Below are 19861 nucleotides of genomic sequence, written 5' to 3' on the forward strand. Positions count from 1 at the left end.
GACCGTCGACCGCGGCCGGACCCGACAGGGCCCACACCGACACCGCCCGGCCCTCCTCAAGCGCCCGGGCCAGCACCGCCACCCGATCATCCACGCGTCCAAACTAGACGCCGAGTACGACAGTTCATCGAACGTCTGTGCGACTACTCTCGGCACTAGGGGGAGCGGGGTGTACCCGTCCTGCGGGGGCGGGGCAGCCAGGAATGCCTCGACGGACCGGCGGTGCGCCGCCGGTACCTGGGCGGCGATCGTCCCGTAGCGCTCCGCGGGTTCGCGTCGCGCCTCGGTCAGCGGCTGGTCGTCGGTGTCCACCAGCTTGGGTGAGGGGCGAGCCGCACGGTGTCCACAGAAGACGGTCGAGCGCACATCAGTGTGGCAGCGCCAATTCGACAGCGGCCTCCGGAGTGTCGACCACGTCGATACCGGGCACCGGCCGGCCGTCCCGGTCGAGCACGCGCCAGCCGCCGAGCGAGACGACCGGTATCCCGCCGCGCCGCTTCGCCAGCGCGACCTCGCTCAACGTGCCCCACGAGCCGCCTACCGCGATTACCGCGTCGGCACTCCAGACGATGACGGCGTTGCGGGCCTCACCCATGTTGGTCACGATCGTCGCCGACAGGTCCGGTGCGGCGCCTTCCCGGCTGTCACCCGGCCGGATGCCGATCACCAGCCCACCCCGCGACCGCGCGCCGGCGGCGACCGCGGCCATCACACCGGTCCCACCACCGCAGAGGACGATCGCGCCGGCGTCGGCGAGGAGTTGGCCGACCCGGAAGGCGTTCTCCCGCTCCGCTTCGGTGCAGTCGCCGGGGCCGCAGACGGCAACCTGGTACGCCTCCATCCCATCGGCCGGCATCCCTTCACCTAACCGTGGGCGAGGGCGACGCGCCACCGTTGCGCCGTCCGACCGTGCCGGACGACGGCGACGAGCAGGCAGACCACGATCGCGGACGCGAAGCCGTACGCAACCCATACCGGCGCGTCGGGCACCACGAAGCCGAAAACGCCGCCGGCGAGGCCGAGGCATGCGGTGATGCCTGCGCCGCGGGTGTCCGCCCGGAGGCGGCTCACGTACCAGGCGATATCGGCCCCGGCGTAGCCAGGGCCGCTGAACAGGCTGCGCGCTCTGGTAATGGCAGCCGCGGCGAGCAGGGCGAACCCGCCGAGGACCAGGAACCAGGAGCGTACCGCCGCACGTTCCTGGGTGAGGCCGACGACCGGCGGGGTCAGGATGACGAAGAGGAGGAACTCCGCGAGGGCGATGAGGAGTGGCAGGAACAGGTCCCACATCGACGGGATCAGCCCCGGAAGCGCGAACGAGCCCACGACGGCGCCGGCGAAAGCCGCGATGACAGCCAGCAGGCTGGCCAACCACAGAACACCGAACAGTACGTGATACTGCATTGGAATGTCCCGATACGCCAGCAGATTGGCGGCGGTCACGCCAGCGATGCCCAGGGCGATGCTGACCGCGGTGATGTGGAGACCCACGTAGTGGTTGACGAGGTAGCTGTCCTGCCTCTGGCGCAGCCGTGACCGTCCCACCTGACCGGTCACCGCGTCCAGCCCGGCGGCGTGCGCTGAGGCGAGGATCCCACCCTGCGCCGTTACCGCGTCCGGTGCTCCAGCGGAGCCGGGGTTGTGTCGGCCGTGCGGCCGGGCGGACTCCGGCGTTCGCTCCTCGGTCCGTGTGGATGGCGTCGGGGCGTCGGAAGGTAGCGCGCGAAGTTGCGCGAGGAGCGCGAGTGTCGGGATCGCCAGCGACAGTATGGTCGACAACGCGGCGACGTACCCCGGTGTGACTGGTTCCCACCCACCGCGGGGGCGGCTGAGCAGTGTGCCCGAGGTGATGGCGACTGCGATCACATATACAACGGACAGATAGGCCGCCTGGATGGCCGCCCGATCCAGGGTGTCGTCCGCCGAACGCGTGGTGCCTGTCGTCGGTGACTTCTGCGCGACCGTTCTGAGTCGGGCGGGCAACGTCAGCCTGCGGCGTAGCCAGCGGCTGAGCGGGAACAGGAAGATGATGACGGCGATCAGCAGGGCGTACCCGTCAACCAGCCGGAAAAGCCACGTGGGCGGGGTGTACAGCGTCGAGGTTTGCATGTCGATCAGGTAGCTCGCCGCCGTGACCTTCAGGTGGTAGGCGACGATGAGCGCCGTCGTGTACGTGAGCAGGTTGGCCAGCCGGGTGACGCGGCCGTGATCGTCGTCGTAGGCGTTGAACAGCCAGCTGATGCCGCCGAAGATGCCCAGGGCTCCCAGGCCCAGCAGCCCGGCGGCCGGCATGGTCTCCGTCCACGCCTTGGCACACACCTGCTCTCCGGCGATGACGCCGAAGATAAAGCTGTCGAGCGCCAGCGCGAGCAGTGCGCCGGAGAAGAAAACGAGCGCCCGGGTACGCGAGCGGTTCGGGTTGCGGTCGCTGAACAGGACGACGATGCCGGCGAACACCAGGCCGGCGAGCACCCCGGCCAGCGCCGAGTGGGACTGCGCCGAACTGATCGGATTCCACTCCAGGTCTGTGCAGTTCATGCGCTCACCCGCTCGGGACGTCGGGGATCCGTACGCGCACCCTAACCCGCTGCCCCACCGAAAGTGACCGTCCGATGGGCGCTCCGCAACAGGCCGTCGGGTGCGTCAATCGATGCGATCAGATGAGTGGTTGTCGACTGTCGCAATGCGACGCTCTCGGTTGCGGTGCCGATTCCGCTAGGCTGCCCGCCGGCCCGCGCGAAATCACTACCTCATGGTGGTCGCCGTGAACTGTCCGGGTGTCATCGACATCGTCAAGATCGCCGGCTATTACGCGCAGATGACCGGCGTACTGGCCGGTTTCGCGTTCACCGCGCTGGTCGTCCTACTCGGCCCGGCGCGGCCGGACGAGCCGGGCCTGCACCGCACGAGCAGGGCGAACGGCGTACCGCTGGTCCTGCTGGCGGCCTTCATCGCCCTGACCATGTCGACTTTGATCTACTCCGTTCTCGCCGGCGAGAGTGAGCAGGCCCGTGGCCGGGCTGCCACCGTCGAAATCATCGACGGAGTTCCGTTCGGGCTCGCGGTCATCATGCTGTTCCACGGCATCACCCTGCTCATGCAGGGCGGCGACATCGACCCGGTGGCGGTCGGCACGGCGCGGGTCATGACCGTCGTCATCTCGCCGCCACTGACGCTGTACTACATCGCCAACGGCGCGGCGGACACCCTGTCCATCCACGCGACCCGGGTGGCCGGAGAGTGTGTGGCCACCGGGGTGTCGGAGCTGGGGCTGGTCCTCAGTGTCATCCTGGTGCTGGTCCTCGCGGTCTCGGTGATCCCGAAGCTCCAGCCGCGTGCGCTGCGTGCCGGTGCGCGCAAGGCTCTCCGACTGGTCCCGATCTCGGTCCTCGTCGTCAGTCTCGCGGCCACCGTCGCGGCGGGCGACCTGAGTACCAGGTCGCCCGACTTCCTGTTCTCGCCGACGGCCCTGGACCGCTACCTCGTCGGCATCTTCGTCCTGCTCGCGTTGCTGGGACTGGTGCTCGGGCTGGGCCGTCCGGAATACCGGGGACCGGCCGGAACCAGAAAGCGGCGGTCGGGCACCGCCCGACCGCCGCTCTTCCGTACCAGAAGGGCTACTTCACGACCATCCAACCCAGGATCGGCGTGCTCTGCAGCGTGACCAGGATGCACATGAACAGCAGCAGGACCAGGCTCCAGCCGAGGACCTTGCGGAAGATCTCGCCCTCCCGCCCGGCCATGCCGACCGCCGCCGCGGCGATCGCCAGGTTCTGCGGACTGATCATCTTGCCCATGACGCCGCCGGAGGAGTTGGCGGCGGCGAGCAGTACCGGGTCGAGCCCGGTCCGTGCCGCCGTCTGGACCTGCAGGGCGCCGAACAGCGCGTTGGCCGACGTGTCGGAGCCGGTCACCGCGACGCCGATCCAGCCGAGGATCGACGACAGGAACACGAACGCACCGCCGGCGCCGGCGAAGAACGCGCCCAGCGTGTTGGTCTGTCCGGACTGGTTGAGCACGTAGGCGAGCGCGAGGACGGCCATGACCGTCACGATCGCGTGCCGCAGCGACACCCAGGTGTTGACGTACGCCTTGAGCGCCGCACCGGGCCGCACGCCGAGGACGATCGCGCTGAGGATACCCGCGAAGATCATCAGGGTGCCGGCCGCGGGCAGCCAGCCGAACGCGAACATCATCGACGACTGCGGCTTGCCCGCCGCGGTGAGGACGTCCAGACCCGGCCACTGGAACTTCACCGTCCACGGTGACACCGCCAGTGCCGCCTTGACCGCGCCGATGTTGGCGATCGAGAACAGCGCGATGACGATGGCGTACGGGGCGTACGCCTTGAACACGTCGGCCCGGCTGTCGCGCGGCTCTGCCTCGACCCGCTCGATCGTGGAGGTCGCCGCACCGGAACCAACCGTGGCGGGTACCGTCGTGTCGCCGTCGACGGCGGCGGCGGCCTTGCCGTCCCCGGCGGTCTCGCTGGACACGCTCAGGTCGGGCGACTCGCTCGGGCGCCATACCCGAAGCAGCAGCACGACGGCGAGCGTGGCCACCAGCGAGGCGACGATGTCGGTGAGCGGCACCGAGATGTAGTTCGCCGCGACGAACTGGGCGACGCCGAAGCTGACGCCGGCCACGAGGGCCGCCGGCCAGGTCTGACGTACGCCGCGCTTGCCGTCGACGACCGCGACGAGCACGAGCGGAACGATGATCGAGAGTACCGGGGTCTGCCGGCCGACCATCGCACCCAGGGTCTCGAGGTTGAGTCCTGGGTGGTCGCTGGCGCCGTGGGTGACGGTCGCGAGCGCGGTGATCGGGGCGGCCAGGGCGCCGAACGCGACCGGCGCGGTGTTGGCGATGAGCGAGACCGACGCGGCGTGGATCGGACGGAAGCCCAGCGCCATCAGCATGACGACGGTGATGGCGACCGGGGTTCCGAAGCCCGCGAGGGCCTCGAGCAGCGCACCGAAGCAGAACGCGATGATGATCGCCTGGATGCGCAGGTCGGGACTGATCCGCCCGAAGTTGCGGCGCAGTACGTCGAAGTGCCCACTGGAGACGGTGAGGTTGTAGACCCAGATCGCGTTGATGACGATCCAGAGGATCGGGAAGAACCCGAACGCGGCGCCCTCGCTCGCCGACAGCAACGCCTGTCCGACGGGCATGCCGTAGACGACGACCGCCACGACGAGCGCGACGGCCAGGGAGATGAGCCCGGCGATCCACGCCTTCATGCGCAGCACGCCGAGCAGGAGGAACAGGGTTACCAATGCCAATGCGGCGGCGATCGCCGACAGGCCTACCGACCCGGATATCGGGTCAATGATGATCTTGTACTGCTCAAGCAAAGAGATCACCTCGGCACGGTGGGGGTGTGGGGGCAGGGTGTTGCGGCAGGAGCGTTACAGCACGGTGTTGCAGTGCGGTGTTGCAGTGCGGTGTTGCAGTGCGGTGTTGCAGTGCGGTGTTACAGCAGGTCTTCGACCGGAAGCCCACGGATCGACGCGTCGAGCACGTGCGCCGTGTGGGCCAGGCCGATATCGGCACCGAGGCGCCGTACGGATGCCGCGACCTGCATGAGGCATCCGGGGTTTGCCGTCACGAGCAGCGCCGCGCCGGTGGCCAGCACGTCACGTGCCTTGCGCTCGCCGAGCTGCTGTGCGGGTTCGGGGTTGAGGACGTTCCAGATGCCGGCCGAGCCGCAACAGATCTCGGCGTCGGCGATCTCGCGCAGCTCCAGTCCGGGGATGCCGCGCAGCAGGGCGCGGGGCTGCGCCCGTACGCCCTGCGCGTGCCCGAGGTGGCAGGCGTCGTGGTAGGCGACCGTGACCGGCAGCGGGTGCCGCGGCGCGACCGGTCCCAGCTCGACCAGGATCTCGGACAGGTCGCGCACCTTGGCGGTGAACGCGGTCGCCCGCTCGGCGTACGCGGGGTCGTCGGCGAGCAGCCGGTCGTACTCCTTCAGTGACGACCCGCACCCGGCGGCGTTGACCACGAAGTAGTCCATCCCGACGTCGGAGAACGTGTCGATGAGTGCCCGGGCGAACTTCTGCGCCTCCTCCTCCCGTCCGTTGTGGACGCTCAGCGCCCCGCAGCAGCCCTGCGTACGCGGGATGACGACCTCGCAGCCCTCGGCGGTGAGAATCCGTGCGGTCGCGGCGTTGACGTCGGGGAAGAAGGCGCTCTGCACGCAGCCGGTCAGCATGCCGACGACGGCCCGCTTGGCGCCCTGGGCCGGGACCCGTTCGGCCAGCCGCTCCGGCTTGGAGAGACGAGGCGCCAGCGACTCCATCGCCCCCAGGGTCGGCATCAGCTTCAGCAGACCGGTCTTCGCGACCAGTCGCTGTACCCCGCTGGCCTGGTACGCCCGCAGCGGCCCGCGCAGCAGGCGCAGCCTCTTCGGGTACGGGAAGAGCTTGAAGATGGCCCCGCGCAGCGCGCGGTCCCGCGGCGAGCGGCTGTGCCGCCGCTCCACCTGCTGGCGGGTGTCCTCGATGAGCTTGTCGTACTGCACGCCCGACGGGCACGCGGTGACGCAGGCCATGCAGCCCAGACACCGGTCGAAGTGCTCGACCATCGAGTCGGTCAGCGGCTCGCCCTCGAGCCCCTGCTTCATCTGGTAGATGCGCCCGCGCGGGGAGTCCATCTCCTCACCCCACAGCACGTATGTGGGGCAGGTGGTCAGGCAGAAGCCACAGTGGACGCAGTCGTTGACGAGGTCCAGCTTCGGCGGGTGGTGGTGGTCGAACGCCCCTTCGCCAGGAGTGGAGCCGACCAGGCCGAGGACGTCGCGCGGCGGCTCGGTCGCCCGCGTCCCCGTCGGGGTGGAGACAGCGCCACCGGAGACAGCGCCACCGGAGACAGAGTCGTCGGCCATGATCAGATACCTCCCACGAAGCGCCCGGGCGCGAACCGCGCGTCGGGGTCGAACTGTTGCTTGACCCGACGCATCAGGTCCAGGCCCGCAACCGGCCCCCAGAGGTCGAGCCGGTCCCGTACCGGCGAGGGCGCGGTCACGACGACGGCGTGGCCGGACGCGTTGGTGGCGGCGGCGCGCAGGTCGTCCAGGACGGCCGCGACGGTGGCCGGTTCGGTCGTACCGGGCAGGCTGGCGTAGAGGACCCCGGTACCGGCCGAGCCGCGCAGCGCCAGTGGTACGCCGTGCCGCTCCCGTGCCGCCTGCCCGGCCGCCAGGAGCAGCGGGACCGTCGACAGCGCGGCGGTGAGCTTGATGCCGACGTCGCCGGCCGCCCACGGGTACGCCGACCACCAGGTGGGGGCGGTGTCCGAGCCGGTCGGGTGGTCGCCGCCGAGGAGGGTGCGGACCGTCGCCACCCGCGCCTCGACGCCCTCGGGTACGCCTTCGAGCAGGACGCACACCTCGACCACGCCGTCGGGGCCGGCGTCGACCTCGATCGCGGTGGGTACGACCTGCGCGCCGAGCACCGCGGCGACGGCGTGTCCCGCCTCGCCCACGCTCGTGAACCGGCGCGAGACGTACGCGCTGATCGCGGGGAGCGGGTGCAGCCGGAAGACGCACTCGGTGACCAGGCCGAGGGTGCCGTACGAGCCGGTGATCAGCTTGCCCAGGTCGTACCCGGCGACGTTCTTGACGACCTTGCCGCCGGCGCGGGCCACCACGCCGTCCGGGCGCACCACGGTGACGCCGATGAGCAGGTCGCGGACGGTCCCGTAGAGCATGCGGCGCGGGCCGCTCATGTTCACCGCGACCGTGCCGCCGACCGTCGAGGTCTGGATCGGCGCGTCGATCGCGAGCTGCTGCCCGGCCGGGGCGAGCTTGTCGGCCAGCTCCGACAGCGGCGTGCCGGCGCGTACGACCGTGATGAGGTCGCCGGCGGCGTGCTCGAGCACGCCGGTCAGGCGCCCGGTGTCGATGATCAGGTCCAGCGTGCGCGGGGGAGCGGCCCAGTCCTGCTTGGTACCGGCGCCGCGCACGACCGTGGTCAGGCCGTGCTCGGCGGCTCCGCGCACGATGGCGGAGGCCTCCTCGGTGGAGGTGGGTGCGGCGACGAAGCGCGCCGGCACCCCGGCGATGACGTCGCTGTCGGTGGCGGGCACCAGCCCGTCGAAGGGGACCGACATCTCTCTAGAACACCTCCGCCAGACCGGCTTCCTGCAACGGGTGCGCGCCCTTGTGGCGGCCGGGTACCTCGCCGCACAGCCGCGGCGTCGGGAAGACCTTGCCCGGGTTGGACAGCCCGCGCGGGTCGAACGCGCACCGGACGAGCTGCATCGTGTCGAGGTCGTCGTCGGAGTACATGCGCGGCATGTACTTGGCCTTGTCCATCCCGACGCCGTGCTCCCCGGTGATCGAGCCGCCATGGGAGATGCACAGGTCGAGGATGGCCCCGGAGACCTCCTCGGCCCGCTCGGCCTCGCCGTCGACCGAGTCGTCGAAGAGCACCAGCGGGTGCAGGTTGCCGTCGCCGGCGTGGAAGACGTTGGCGACCCGTACCCCGCGCTCGGCCGCGATCTCCCCGATGCGGTGCAGCACCTCGGGCAGGGCGGTACGCGGGATCACGCCGTCCTGGACGATGTAGTCGGGGCTGATCCGGCCCACCGCGGCGAACGCCGACTTGCGGCCCTTCCAGAACAGCGCCCGCTCGGCGTCGTCGGCCGCGATGCGGATCTCGAAGGCGCCGTTGTCCCGGCAGAACCGCTCCACGTGTACGAACTGGGCCTCGACCTCGGCGGCCGGCCCGTCGAGCTCGACGATCAACACCGCGCCCGCACCCTGCGGGTAGTCGCAGTGCACGGCCGCCTCGGCCGCCTCGATCGCGAGCGCGTCCATCATCTCGATCGCGGCGGGCACCACACCCGCGCCGATGATGGCGGAGGTGGCGGCGCCCGCCGCGTCGGTGGACGGGAACGCCGCGAGCAGGGTGCGTACCGACTCGGGCAGCCGCACCAGCCGTACCGTCACCTCGGTGGCGATGCCGAGCGTGCCCTCGGAGCCGACGAACGCGCCGAGCAGGTCGTAGCCGGGGGCGTCCGGGGCCCGCCCGCCGAGGTGTACCAGGTCCCCGTCCGGCGTGACGATCTCGACCCCGGTGACGTGGTTGGTGGTGAACCCGTACTTGAGGCAGTGCGCGCCGCCGGAGTTCTCCGCGACGTTCCCGCCGATGGAGCAGATCTGCTGGCTGGACGGGTCGGGCGCGTAGTAGTACCCGCGCGGGCTGGCCGCCCGGGTGACGTGCAGATTGATCACGCCGGGCTGTACGACGGCGCGTTCGTCCTGCGGCGCGATCTCCACGATCTGCCGCATCTGCGAGGTGACGATGAGGACCCCGTCGGCGCGGGGCAGGGCACCGCCGGACAGGCCGGTACCCGAGCCCCGCGCCACGAAGGGAACGCCGGCCTCGACGCACGCCTTCACCGCCGTGGCGCACTCGGCAGCCGTGTGTGGGAAGACGACGAGCGCCGGGATGACCTTGTAGTGGGCCAGCCCGTCACACTCGTACGTGCGCAGCTCCTGTCGGTCGCTGATCACCCGCTCGTCTCCGAGCACGGTCCGCAGCGTGGCTGCGAGGGCGTCGATGGTTGTCATGGCCAGCTCCGTCACATCAGGGTGGGTGTCACGGCATCCGCTCGTACGCGGGCAGCGTGAGGAACTCGGCGAAGTCGTCGGCGACCGCGACCTCCATGAACAGCGACCTGGCCTCGGCGTAGGCGGCCGGGTCACCACCGAGCTTGGCGATCTCCTCGTCGGCGATCCGGTCGACCAGCTCGCGGGTGACCTTCTCCCCGCTGTCGGCGAGGGTCACGTCGTTGTGCAGCCACTGCCACACCTGCGACCGGGAGATCTCGGCGGTCGCCGCGTCCTCCATCATGTTGAAGATCGCGACGGCGCCGGAGCCTCGCAGCCAGGCCGCGAGGTACTGGATGCCGACGCTGACCGCGTTGCGCAGCCCCACCTCGGTCATCTCACCGGGGGTGTCCTTGACGTCGAGCAGCTGTGCGGCGGTCACCGAGACCTCGTCGCGGGTCTTGTCACGCTGGTTGGGCCGGTCGCCCAGCACGCCGTCGAAGACCTCCCGGCACACCGGAACCAGGTCCGGGTGGGCCACCCAGGAGCCGTCGAAGCCGTCACCCGCCTCGCGGGTCTTGTCGGCGCGCACCTTCTCCAGGGCGGCCGCGTTGACCTCGGCGTCGCGCCGGCTCGGGATGAACGCGGCCATGCCGCCGATCGCGTGCGCGCCGCGCTTGTGGCACGTACGCACCAGCAGTTCGGTGTAGGCCCGCATGAACGGGGCGGTCATCGTCACCGAGTTGCGGTCGGGCAGCAGGAAGTCCTTGCCCCGGGTCCGGAACTTCTTGATGGCGCTGAAGATGTAGTCCCAGCGGCCCGCGTTGAGGCCGGCCGAGTGCTCGCGCAGCTCGTACAGGATCTCTTCCATCTCGAACGCCGCCGGGTACGTCTCGACCAGCACCGTCGCGCGGATCGTACCGCGCGGGACGCCGAGGCGGTCCTGCGCCAGGACGAAGACGTCGTTCCACAGGCGGGCCTCGAGGTGGCTCTCCATCTTCGGCAGGTAGAAGTACGGGCCGGAGCCGCGCTCGAGCTGGCGCTTGGCGCAGTGGAAGAAGTAGAGCCCGAAGTCGACCAGGCTGCCGGACATCCGCTCGCCGTCGACCAGGATGTGCTTCTCGGTCAGGTGCCAGCCGCGGGGGCGGACCACGATCGTCGCCAGTTCGCCCTCGTTGAGGGTGTAGCTCTTGCCCTCCGGCGAGGTGAACGACAGCGTCCGGTCGATGGCGTCACGCAGGTTCAGCTGACCCTGGATGACGTTCTCCCACAGCGGAGTGTTGGCGTCCTCGTGGTCGGCCAGCCAGACCTTGGCGCCGGAGTTCAACGCGTTGATCGTCATCTTGGCGTCGGTGGGGCCGGTGATCTCGACGCGGCGGTCCTCCAGGCCGGGGGCGGGGTCGGCGACCCGCCAGTCGCCCTCGCGGACGTTCTTGGTCTCCTCGAGGAAGTCGAGCGTGCCGCCGGCGGCCAGCTCGGCCTGCCGGGCGGCGCGCCGGTCGAGCAGTTCGCGGCGGCGGGCGTCGAAGGTCCGGTGCAGCTCGGCAAGGAAGCTCAGTGCCTCGGGCGTGAGCACCTCGTCGAAGCGCTCGCGCATCGGCCCGGTGACCTCGACGCCGGCTGGGTTGCTCATTACGTGCTCCTAACGATGAGATTTTCCGTCATCCGGACATCCATTTTCGCTTAGCGGTAAAGGCTAGGCGTTTCCGGTGGACGAGAAAAGAGGCAACTTGATCACGGTTTGGCCGGTGGCCGGCGTACGGGCGCCGGGCGTATACGAACGGTCACCTCGTCGCTGCGGACGATCACCCCGTCCGTGCGTTCAGGCCCCGTCGCGGGCGGGTCGACTCCTCGACCTGCCCCCGGCGGGGCCTGTGTTTGTGCAATTGGCGGGTTCTCCGCGTACTACCAGTCCCGGGTACTACCAGTCCCGGGTACTACCAGTAATGCTTCCTGCCACCCACCGGGCGGCCGACCGATCCCATGACGAACAGGACGGCTCCGATGACCAGCAGGATGACGCCGATCGTCCACAAGATCGAGATCTTGAGGAACAGGCCCAGCAGAAGGAGGATCACTCCCAAGACCAACATGGCTGACTCCGCTCTCGAGTGGGGGTACTGCCCGAGTAGCCCCGCTCATACCCGGCCCGGTTGGAGATCAACCGTCCACCCCCGTGGCCACCCTGGCGGGTGACGAACTGCCGGGTGATGCGAAGTGTTCTGCCGCTCGGGCGAGCGCCCCTGGTTGCCGGCGGGACGCCCCCGAAAGGACGCGTCTATCCCTACGATGATCGCACCGGTGGCGTCGTTCAAGCGCAACGGGGGAGAAGGTTCCGGCTGCGGAAGAACCGACAAACCGGCGCCGCAGGGCGTTCCCATGCGTCAGGAACCGGTGAGCAGTCCCTTCTGGACCTTCCCCATGGCGTTGCGGGGCAGCGCGTCGACGAGGTGGACCCGGCGCGGCCGCTTGTGCCACGACAGCCCGGTGGCGACGAACTCGATCAGCGCGTCGGCGCTCACCCCGTCCGCGACGACGTAGGCGACGATCTCCTGGCCCAGGTCGGCATGGGGCACGCCGACGACCGCCGCCTCGCGGACGGCCGGGTGCGACAGGAGGTGGTTCTCCACCTCGCCGGCGCCGACCCGGTACCCGCCGCTCTTGATCAGATCGGTACTGGCGCGCCCCACGATGCGGTGGTTGCCGTCGGCGTCGACGGCGGCGATGTCGCCGGTCCGGAACCAGCCGTCGGAGGTGAACGCGGCGGCGGTGGCGTCGGGCCGATTGAGGTAGCCGTCGAACAGGGTCGCTCCGCGCACCTGGAGGTCGCCGATCGCACTGCCGTCGTGGGGGACCGGCTGCCCGTCCTCGCCGACCAGTCGGGTCTCCACCCCGGTGATCGGCCACCCGACATGCCCGGGGCGGCGCTCCCCGTCCGCCCTGGCGGCGACGGTGATCAGGGTTTCGGTCATCCCGTACCGCTCGACCGGGCGCTGGCCGGTCAGGGCGTGCAGGCGCTCGAAGACGGGTACCGGCAGCGGCGCGCTGCCCGACACCAGCAGCCGGGCGCCGGCCAGGGCCTGCGCGGCGGACGGCTCGGCGCAGACGCGCGACCACACCGTGGGTACACCGAAGTACAGGCTGCCGCCGGCAGCCGCGTACCGGTCGGGCCGGGGCTTGCCGGTGTGCACCAGGCGGCACCCGACGCGGAGCGCGCCGAGTACCCCCAGCACCAGGCCGTGCACGTGGTACAGCGGAAGCCCGTGGACCAGGACGTCGTCCGGGCTCCACTGCCACGCCTCGGCGAGGCCGTCCAGGCCGGCGGCGACGGCGTCCCGGCTGAGCACGACGCCCTTGGGCGGGCCGGTGGTGCCGCTGGTGTAGAGGATCAGCGCCGGCTCGCCGCCCGGCGGTTCGGGGAATGCGGAGGCGTCACCCGCCAGCCGATCGTCGAGGTCGCGGGGGAGCAGCAGGGTCGCGCCGGAGTCGGCCAGGATGTGGTCGCGCTCGGCGGGTCCGGAGTCGGGCGGTACCGGTACCGCGGGCACGCCGGCGAGCAGGCAGCCGGCGATGGCGGCGACGGTCTCCAGGGTCGGGGTGGCGTCCACGGCGACGGCGGGTGCGCCGGCGACCCGGGCCGCGACGCCGGCCGCCGTCCGGGACAGTTCCTCCCACGACATCTGCCGGTCGTCGACGCGGACCGCGTCCGGGTGGTCGGGCAGCGCCCCCGACAGGGCTGACAGTCCGGACAGGGCTGGTAATAGCGCCATCGTGGTCCCTCCGGTTCCGCCGGCCCGATCGCCTTCTGTAGGCCCGATCATCGCAGGCGCAGCGTGGCGCCGTGCTCGCGGTCATCGATCTCGCGTGGCGTCGTGCCCGATCACAACGTCGTGCCCGATCACAACGTCGTGCCCGATCACAACGTCGTGCCCGATCACGACCCGGCTCGATCATGACCCGGCCCGAACGGGACCACTGCCGATCTGTGCATCGGTGACCCGTCGTTCGTGAAAATGGTTCACGGAATCCCTTGTGCCGGCCGGGTCGGTGCGCTCTAGAATCACGCGTCGCGTGTGGACGGCGGACCACGCGCGGGTCTTGTTCCATGGGTCTCCACTCCGTCGCATACGTAACCACCCATGCTGATCCGGCCGATACCCCCACCCGGCCGGCGGGGAGGTGCAGTGCGAGAAACGGTGCTCCCACCTGCGTGGATGCGGCCACCGGCGAACGGTATGGATGGCGCGTGCCGCCTGGAGCGGCCGGCGCCGGGGCGCGGTGACCGATGATCAGGCATCGACGGAGGTTGCTCCGTCGGCGCGGCCTCACGACCGTCGACGCGACCGCCCCGGATCCGGTGGCTGCGGATTCCGTACCGGGGCGCCGCGCGCAAACGATCCGCGGCCGGCTGGCCAGGATCCTGACGCTGCCTCTGGTCGCGGTGGTTGTCCTGCTCGGCGTCGTGGTCGTCGGCGACGTGAGCGACTACCGGACCGCCAGTGCCACCACGGGATCCGTCGACCTGGCACTCTCGGTGCAGGATCTCGTCCAGGAACTTCAGCATGAACGCGGGCTGACCAGCGGCCTGCTCGGCGGGGACGTCGGATTCCGTGGCGAGATCGAGCCCGCCCGCCGGCTCGTCGACGCCCGCCGGCTGGCCGTCATGCGCCTCGCGGACCGGGGCGCCCGCGGCGCCGCCGGGGTCCGGACGGCGCTGCGCCAGCTCGGCGACCTCGCGGGCGTACGGGCCGAGGTGGACGCCGGCAAGGCCGGCCGCGACGCCACCTTCCAGTTCTTCACCGACCGCATCGCCGCCCTCAACGGCGTCGACTTCGGCTTCGACCGCTCTCCGGACCCGACCCTGCGGCGCGGGGTCGCCGCGCTCACCGCGCTCGGCGAGGCGAAGGAGTACACGACGCAGGAGCGGGCGTTCCTCAACGGCGTCTTCTCGGCGGGCGGCTTCGCCACGGGCGAGTTCGTCCGGTACGCGGGGATGAACGCCGCCCAGCAGGCCGCGTTCGCCGAGTACGCCCGGTACGCCACGCCGCGCCAGCGGGCCCTGGCCGACGAGGTGCGCGACACCGGCGCGGCCTCCGAGGCGGACTACTTCGAACGGGTGGCCCTGACCAGCGCGGACGGGCGGCTGCTCCAGATCAACCCGCAGTCGTGGTGGTCGGCGTTGACGACGGTCGTCGACGACACCCGGCAGGTGCAGCAGGCGGCCGGCGCGGACATCCAGAGCCGGGCCCGCAAGCTGCAGACCGACGCGGCCCGGCGGCTGGGGATCCTGCTCGGCCTCGTCGCGCTGTGCGTGACCGGGGCGATCGGGCTGGTCGTCGCCGCGTCACGGTCGATCACCCGTCCGCTGGCCGCGCTGGCCCGGGAGGCCGACAGCCTCGCGCTGGTACGCCTGCCCGACGCGGTCGCCCGGGTACAGGCCGGCGACCAGGACGAGGGGGGCACGCCGGCGCCGGTACGGGTACCGGCCCGGGCCTCCGCCGAGATCCGGTCGGTGGCGTCCGCGCTCGACCGGGTACAGGCGACCGCGTACTCGCTCGCCACCGAGCAGGCGCTGCTGCGGCGTACCACCACCGAGTCGCTGGCCAACCTGGGCCGGCGCAACCAGAACCTGCTCCGGCGGCAGTTGGGCTTCATCACCCGGCTGGAGCAGGAGGAGGCCGACCCGTCGGCGCTGGCCAACCTCTTCGAGCTCGACCACCTCGCCACCCGGATGCGGCGCAACGCCGAGAGCCTGCTCGTGCTGGTGGGCGAGTCGACCCCGCGGCGGTGGTCGGTACCGCTGCCGGTGGCCGACGTCATCCGGGCCGCCGTCTCGGAGGTCGAGGAGTACCGGCGGGTCACGCTCAAGCGCATCGACGAGGCGTACGTGGGCGGCGTCCACGTCAGTGGGCTCGCGCACATGATCGCCGAGCTGGTCGAGAACGGGTTGGCGTTCTCCCCGCCGGACGTGGACGTCGAGATCCAGGGCCGGCAACTGCCCGGCAGGTACCTGATCGCGGTGATCGACCAGGGAGTGGGCATGGAGCCGGAGGAACTGGAGCGGTCCAACGCGCGACTGCGGGGGCAGGAGAGTTTCCTCGCCGCCCCGACCCGCTTCCTCGGCCACTACGTGGTCGGGCACCTGGCCCGCCAGATGTCCGTCGACGTGCAGCTCGTGTCGTCGCCGGTGACCGGGGTGACCGCGCGGGTGACGCTGCCGGAGAGCGTTCTCGCCCGGCCGACCGCGATCGAGCCGAGCGACATCGACCCGCCGGCACCGGGCGACGCGCGGCTCTCCGAAGACGGCTGGGCGGAGCGGTTCGCCGCAGACGGCGGGCGGTTCGCCGCGGACGGCGCGAGGATTGTCGCGGACCGCACCGACGCGCCCGCTCCGGCGCCACGGGTACCGCAGACCACGCAGCGGGCCATCGACGCCCGGCCGACCCCGGTCGTCGAGTACATCACCACCGGCACCGTCCCGGCCGGCACCGCAGCGGGCGCCGCCGACCGTACCCGCAACGGGTTGCTGAAGCGGGTCCCGCGCGGCCGTACCGGTCACGCCTCGCCGGAAGCGACCACTGTGGACCATGCGACCACTGTGGACCAGATGACCACTGTGGACCATGCGACCAGCCCGGACCGGCGAGCCGACGGCGACCTCACCCCGGCGCAGGTGCGGGCGAGGCTGACCTCACTGCGGGCCGGAGTGCAGCGTGCCGGGGTGCAGCGCGCCGGCAACACCCGAGCCCAAGCCGTCGATGGTGACAAGGGGACCCATGACCGTTGACCGGCGTACCGACGCGACGCAGCTCAACTGGATGCTGGCGAACTTCGTCAGAGGTACCGACGGGGTGCGTGACGCCGTGGCGGTCTCCTCCGACGGCCTGCTGATCGCCGCCTCCGACGGGCTCGACCGCACCGGTGCCGACCACCTGGCCGCGATCGTGTCCAGCCTCGCCAGCCTCGGCCGCAGCGCCTCGAAGCGGTACGACTTCGACGGGCTGAAGCTTGTCATGATCGAGATGCGGCGCGGCTTCCTGCTGGTCTCCTCGATCAGCGGTGGTAGCTGCCTGGGCGCCCTGGCGGCGGCCGACTGCGACGTCGGCCTGATCGGTTACGAGATCGCGCTGCTCGCCGACCGGTTCGGCGACCTTCTGACGCCGGCGCTGATCTCCGAGTCCCGACGGTACCTACCGCGGTGAGCGACGTCGGTGCCCGGCTGCCGGACCCGCGGATGATTCCGGCCTGGCAGGCGCCGCCCTCGCCCCGGCACGCCGACCCGGCTGAGCCTGGTGAGCCGGCGCCGGTGCCCGACTCCGATGCCGAGGAGCGCGCCGCGGACGACGTCCTGGTCCGCCCGTTCCTGCTCACCGGGGGACGGACCCGGCCGCTGCACGACGGGCTGCGGGTGGAGACGTTGGTGTCGGCCGCGCCGGCCGCGCTGTCGGCGCCGCTGCGCTTCGAGCGGTACCGCATCGTCGAACTGTGCCAGACCCCGCAGTCCGTCGCCGAGATCTCCGCCCACCTCGGCATCCCGCTCGGGGTGACGAGGGTGCTGGTGGCGGACCTGGCGACCGAGGGCTTCGTGTCCTGTACGGAGCCGGCCGAGCTACCCATCGAGATGATCGAGAGGATCAGGGACCGTGTTCGGGCGCTCTAGCGATCCTGCGCCGCCCATCGCGATCAAGATCGTGGTCAGCGGGGGGTTCGGCGTCGGTAAGACCACCTTCGTGGGGGCGATCTCGGAGATCGAGCCGCTGGTCACCGAGGCGGCGATGACCGAGGTCTCGCTCGGCGTCGACGACGTGAGCGGCATCGACGGCAAGAACACCACGACGGTGGCCCTCGACTTCGGGCGCATCAGCCTGGAGGAGTCGCTGTGGCTGTACCTGTTCGGCACCCCGGGCCAGGACCGGTTCGCGTTCCTGTGGGACGACCTGGTCGACGGGGCGCTCGGGGCGGTGATCCTGCTCGACACCCGGCGCGTGGGGGACTGCTTCGCGGCGCTCGACTACTTCGAGGAGCGGGACACGCCACTGCTGGTCGCGGTCAACCGGTTCGACCAGACGCCCCGGTTCGATCTCGACGAGGTACGCGAGGCGCTCGGCGTCGGCGACGACGTACCGGTCGTCGAGTGCGACGCCCGCGAACGCGAGTCGGTCAAGCAGGTCCTCGTCGCCCTCATCGAGCAGGTGCTGGCGAAGCGGCTGGGCCGTACGCCGGTGCTTCGATGAGCGGTACCGCGCACGTGATCGTCGCCGAGGACGGTACCAACGGTGGTGCCGAACCCGACGCCGGGCGCGACAGGGTCGGCTGATGGTCACGGTGGCCGCAACCGCCGGCGCGGACCGACCGGGTACCCGGCGGCCCGGGCGGGGCCTGGTCGTCGCCGGTACCGCCGTGGCCTGGGTCGCGTTGTGGATCCCGCTGCACGGCCGGCACACCCTGCCGCTCGCGGTCTCCCGGCTCAGTCCGCTGCACCTGTGGCTCAACGACCTCCGCGACGCCGTCGACGCCGACCGGAGCGGCAACCCGGTGCTCGGCGGCGCCGTCGACGTGGCCCGGTCGGCCATCGACCACCTGGTCGTGTTCATCGGTTCGCTGATCAGCGAACCGTCCTACGGCCGCCCGGTGCCGGTCGTCGGGTGGCTGGGCGTCGTCGCCCTCGCGGTGCTCGTCGGGTACGCCGCGGGGACCTGGCGGACCGCCGTCCTGGCCGGCGCGGGGTTCGGGTCGTTCGGCGTGCTGGGGCTGTGGCAGCAGAGCATGCAGACCCTCGCCCTCACGCTCGCCGCCGTCGCGATCTGCCTGGTGATCGGGGTGCCGCTGGGCTTCTGGGTCGGACTGTCGCCCCGGGGCGAACGGCTGGTGACGCCGGTCCTCGACCTGATGCAGGTCATGCCGACCTTCGTCTACCTGGCGCCGCTGACGCTGTTCTTCCTGATCGGGCCGGCGTCGGCGGTCATCGCGACGATCGTGTACGCGGCAGCGCCGGTCATCCGCATCACCGCGCACGGTATCCGCAACGTGCCGCGCCCCACGCTGGAGGCGAGCGAGTCCCTGGGCGCGACCGGGTGGCAGGTGCTGCGCACGGTACGGATCCCGGCCGCCGCGCGCACGATCGTCCTGGGGATCAACCAGACGACGATGTGCGCGCTGTCGATGGTCACCATCGCGGCGTTGATCGGCGCCCCCGGGCTCGGCGAGGTGGTCGTGAAGGCGATGGAGATCCTCGACGTCGGCACCGCCTTCGCCGGTGGCCTGGCGATCGTCGCGATGGCGATCGTCCTCGACCGGGTCACCACCGCGGCGGCCGCGCACACCGGATCCCGGACAGAACCGACACCACGTCGTCGACTGTGGACGCTCGCCGCGCTCGGCGCGTCGACCCTCGCCGCGCTCCACCTCTCGTACACGTTCGTCTGGGCCGCGGTGTTCCCCGGCCCGCAGCCGGCCGGTGTGATCGGCGGCCACGTCGCCGACGGGGTCAACCAGGCCACCCGCTGGGTCCAGCACCACCTCGTCGGTGTCACCGACGCGGTCCGGGTCGTGGTGACCGACGGCCTGCTCAACCCGCTGCAGGCGCTCGTCACCGAGTCGCCCTGGTACCTGGTGTGCGCCGTCGTCCTCGCGATCACCTGGACCGTGGCCGGCCCGCGGACGCTGCCGGTCGTGGCCGGGTGCCTGGCGCTGCTGGTCGGCACCGGGCTCTGGCGCGACACCATGACGACCCTGGCGGCGACGCTGGTCGCCACGGTCGTCGTGATGGTGCTGGGCGTGGTCGTCGGGGTCTGGATGGGGCGCAGCGCCCGGGTCGACCGCCTGATCCGGCCGACGCTCGACGCCGCCCAGGTGATGCCGCCGTTCGTGTACCTGGTACCGGTCCTCGGCCTGTTCGGTCCGACCCGGTTGACCGCCATCGTGGCGGCGGTCGTGTTCGCCGCGCCGGTCGCCGTCAAGGTGGTCGCGGACGGCGTACGGGCGGTCCCGGCGTCCGTGGTCGAGGCGGCAGCCGCCGCGGGCTCGAGTACCTGGCAGCTCATCTGGAAGGTCCAGCTTCCGCTCGCCCGGCACTCCCTGACGCTGGCCGCCAACCAGGGGCTCATCTACGTGCTGTCGATGGTCGTCGTCGGCGGCCTCGTCGGCGCCGGCGCGCTCGGCTATCTCGTCGTCGCCGGCTTCTCCCAGCGCAGCCTGTACGGCAAGGGCCTCGCCGCCGGCGTGGCCATCGTCGGACTCGGCATCCTGCTCGACCGGATCACCCAGGCGGCCGCCCGTCGAGCGGACGCACCACAGCCACAGTGA

The 19861-nt window shown here is 71.2% G+C and carries 16 protein-coding genes; 6 read left to right on the forward strand and 10 right to left on the reverse strand.

Annotated elements, in window-relative coordinates:
• Positions 1-367: 367 nt before the first annotated feature.
• Positions 368-856: a TIGR00725 family protein gene (locus Pme01_RS24705; RefSeq protein ID WP_239088441.1), complete on the reverse strand. Its 489-nt coding sequence runs from the start codon at positions 854-856 to the stop codon at positions 368-370.
• Between the two features lie 8 nt (positions 857-864).
• Positions 865-2538 (reverse strand): hypothetical protein, encoded by a 1674-nt coding sequence (locus tag Pme01_RS24710; RefSeq protein ID WP_168118050.1) that lies wholly within the window; start codon positions 2536-2538, stop codon positions 865-867.
• Positions 2539-2764: 226 nt separating this feature from the next.
• On the opposite strand from Pme01_RS24710, the gene Pme01_RS24715 reads away from it, so the two are divergent.
• Positions 2765-3664: a hypothetical protein gene (locus tag Pme01_RS24715; protein WP_168118051.1), complete on the forward strand. Its 900-nt coding sequence runs from the start codon at positions 2765-2767 to the stop codon at positions 3662-3664.
• On the opposite strand, the gene Pme01_RS24720 is transcribed toward Pme01_RS24715, so the two are convergent.
• From Pme01_RS24720 to Pme01_RS31855, 8 genes are all read right to left on the reverse strand, one after another.
• The gene (locus Pme01_RS24720) at positions 3618-5366 is read right to left on the reverse strand and encodes an L-lactate permease (protein WP_168118052.1); all 1749 of its coding nucleotides are present in this window, start codon (positions 5364-5366) and stop codon (positions 3618-3620) included. The genes Pme01_RS24715 and Pme01_RS24720 overlap by 47 nt on opposite strands.
• Before the next feature lie 110 nt (positions 5367-5476).
• Positions 5477-6886, reverse strand: a complete 1410-nt coding sequence (locus Pme01_RS24725; RefSeq protein ID WP_168118053.1) for a (Fe-S)-binding protein — start codon at positions 6884-6886, stop codon at positions 5477-5479.
• 2 nt (positions 6887-6888) lie between these two features.
• Positions 6889-8112 (reverse strand): FAD-binding oxidoreductase, encoded by a 1224-nt coding sequence (locus Pme01_RS24730; protein ID WP_168118054.1) that lies wholly within the window; start codon positions 8110-8112, stop codon positions 6889-6891.
• A 4-nt stretch (positions 8113-8116) separates the two neighbouring features.
• The gene (locus Pme01_RS24735; RefSeq protein ID WP_168118055.1) at positions 8117-9577 is read right to left on the reverse strand and encodes an FAD-linked oxidase C-terminal domain-containing protein; all 1461 of its coding nucleotides are present in this window, start codon (positions 9575-9577) and stop codon (positions 8117-8119) included.
• A gap of 28 nt (positions 9578-9605) precedes the next feature.
• A complete protein-coding gene (aceB, locus tag Pme01_RS24740; RefSeq protein ID WP_168118056.1) occupies positions 9606-11189 on the reverse strand; it encodes a malate synthase A in 1584 nt (527 codons plus the stop codon).
• 304 nt (positions 11190-11493) lie between these two features.
• Complete coding sequence (locus tag Pme01_RS24745; RefSeq protein WP_168118057.1) at positions 11494-11649, reverse strand: DUF6131 family protein; 156 nt, start codon at positions 11647-11649, stop codon at positions 11494-11496.
• Positions 11650-11940: 291 nt separating this feature from the next.
• On the reverse strand, positions 11941-13326 hold the full coding sequence (locus Pme01_RS24750) for an acyl-CoA synthetase (RefSeq protein ID WP_168118058.1): 1386 nt from the start codon (positions 13324-13326) through the stop codon (positions 11941-11943).
• A gap of 81 nt (positions 13327-13407) precedes the next feature.
• Positions 13408-13494 carry a hypothetical protein gene (locus tag Pme01_RS31855; RefSeq protein WP_168118079.1) on the reverse strand — a complete coding sequence of 29 codons (87 nt, stop codon included), beginning with the start codon at positions 13492-13494 and terminating at the stop codon, positions 13408-13410.
• 347 nt (positions 13495-13841) lie between these two features.
• Here Pme01_RS31855 and Pme01_RS24760 point away from each other — a divergent pair, with 347 nt between their 5' ends.
• From Pme01_RS24760 to Pme01_RS24780, 5 genes are all read left to right on the forward strand, one after another.
• On the forward strand, positions 13842-16343 hold the full coding sequence (locus tag Pme01_RS24760) for a sensor histidine kinase (protein WP_420850555.1): 2502 nt from the start codon (positions 13842-13844) through the stop codon (positions 16341-16343).
• Complete coding sequence (locus Pme01_RS24765) at positions 16333-16758, forward strand: roadblock/LC7 domain-containing protein (protein ID WP_168118060.1); 426 nt, start codon at positions 16333-16335, stop codon at positions 16756-16758. Before Pme01_RS24760 ends, Pme01_RS24765 begins: the two co-directional genes overlap by 11 nt.
• Positions 16755-17216 carry a DUF742 domain-containing protein gene (locus tag Pme01_RS24770; protein ID WP_168118061.1) on the forward strand — a complete coding sequence of 154 codons (462 nt, stop codon included), beginning with the start codon at positions 16755-16757 and terminating at the stop codon, positions 17214-17216. The genes Pme01_RS24765 and Pme01_RS24770 overlap by 4 nt, the downstream gene beginning before the upstream one ends.
• Positions 17200-17790: a GTP-binding protein gene (locus tag Pme01_RS24775; protein ID WP_168118062.1), complete on the forward strand. Its 591-nt coding sequence runs from the start codon at positions 17200-17202 to the stop codon at positions 17788-17790. The genes Pme01_RS24770 and Pme01_RS24775 overlap by 17 nt, the downstream gene beginning before the upstream one ends.
• A gap of 82 nt (positions 17791-17872) precedes the next feature.
• Entirely contained in the window at positions 17873-19861 is a 1989-nt protein-coding gene (locus Pme01_RS24780; RefSeq protein ID WP_168118063.1) for an ABC transporter permease subunit, read from the forward strand.

Source organism: Planosporangium mesophilum, assembly GCF_016863255.1.
Lineage (GTDB): Bacteria > Actinomycetota > Actinomycetes > Mycobacteriales > Micromonosporaceae > Planosporangium > Planosporangium mesophilum.

Bases quoted from the DNA above. Each gene is read 5' to 3' on its own strand.
- Pme01_RS24705 (WP_239088441.1), bottom strand. From the start codon at position 856: ATGCCGGCCGATGGGATGGAGGCGTACCAGGTTGCCGTCTGCGGCCCC.
- Pme01_RS24710 (WP_168118050.1), bottom strand. From the start codon at position 2,538: ATGAACTGCACAGACCTGGAGTGGAATCCGATCAGTTCGGCGCAGTCC.
- Pme01_RS24725 (WP_168118053.1), bottom strand. From the start codon at position 6,886: ATGGCCGACGACTCTGTCTCCGGTGGCGCTGTCTCCGGTGGCGCTGTC.
- Pme01_RS24730 (WP_168118054.1), bottom strand. From the start codon at position 8,112: ATGTCGGTCCCCTTCGACGGGCTGGTGCCCGCCACCGACAGCGACGTC.
- Pme01_RS24735 (WP_168118055.1), bottom strand. From the start codon at position 9,577: ATGACAACCATCGACGCCCTCGCAGCCACGCTGCGGACCGTGCTCGGA.
- aceB (WP_168118056.1), bottom strand. From the start codon at position 11,189: ATGAGCAACCCAGCCGGCGTCGAGGTCACCGGGCCGATGCGCGAGCGC.
- Pme01_RS24745 (WP_168118057.1), bottom strand. From the start codon at position 11,649: ATGTTGGTCTTGGGAGTGATCCTCCTTCTGCTGGGCCTGTTCCTCAAG.
- Pme01_RS24750 (WP_168118058.1), bottom strand. From the start codon at position 13,326: ATGGCGCTATTACCAGCCCTGTCCGGACTGTCAGCCCTGTCGGGGGCG.
- Pme01_RS24760 (WP_420850555.1), top strand. From the start codon at position 13,842: ATGATCAGGCATCGACGGAGGTTGCTCCGTCGGCGCGGCCTCACGACC.
- Pme01_RS24765 (WP_168118060.1), top strand. From the start codon at position 16,333: ATGACCGTTGACCGGCGTACCGACGCGACGCAGCTCAACTGGATGCTG.
- Pme01_RS24780 (WP_168118063.1), top strand. From the start codon at position 17,873: ATGGTCACGGTGGCCGCAACCGCCGGCGCGGACCGACCGGGTACCCGG.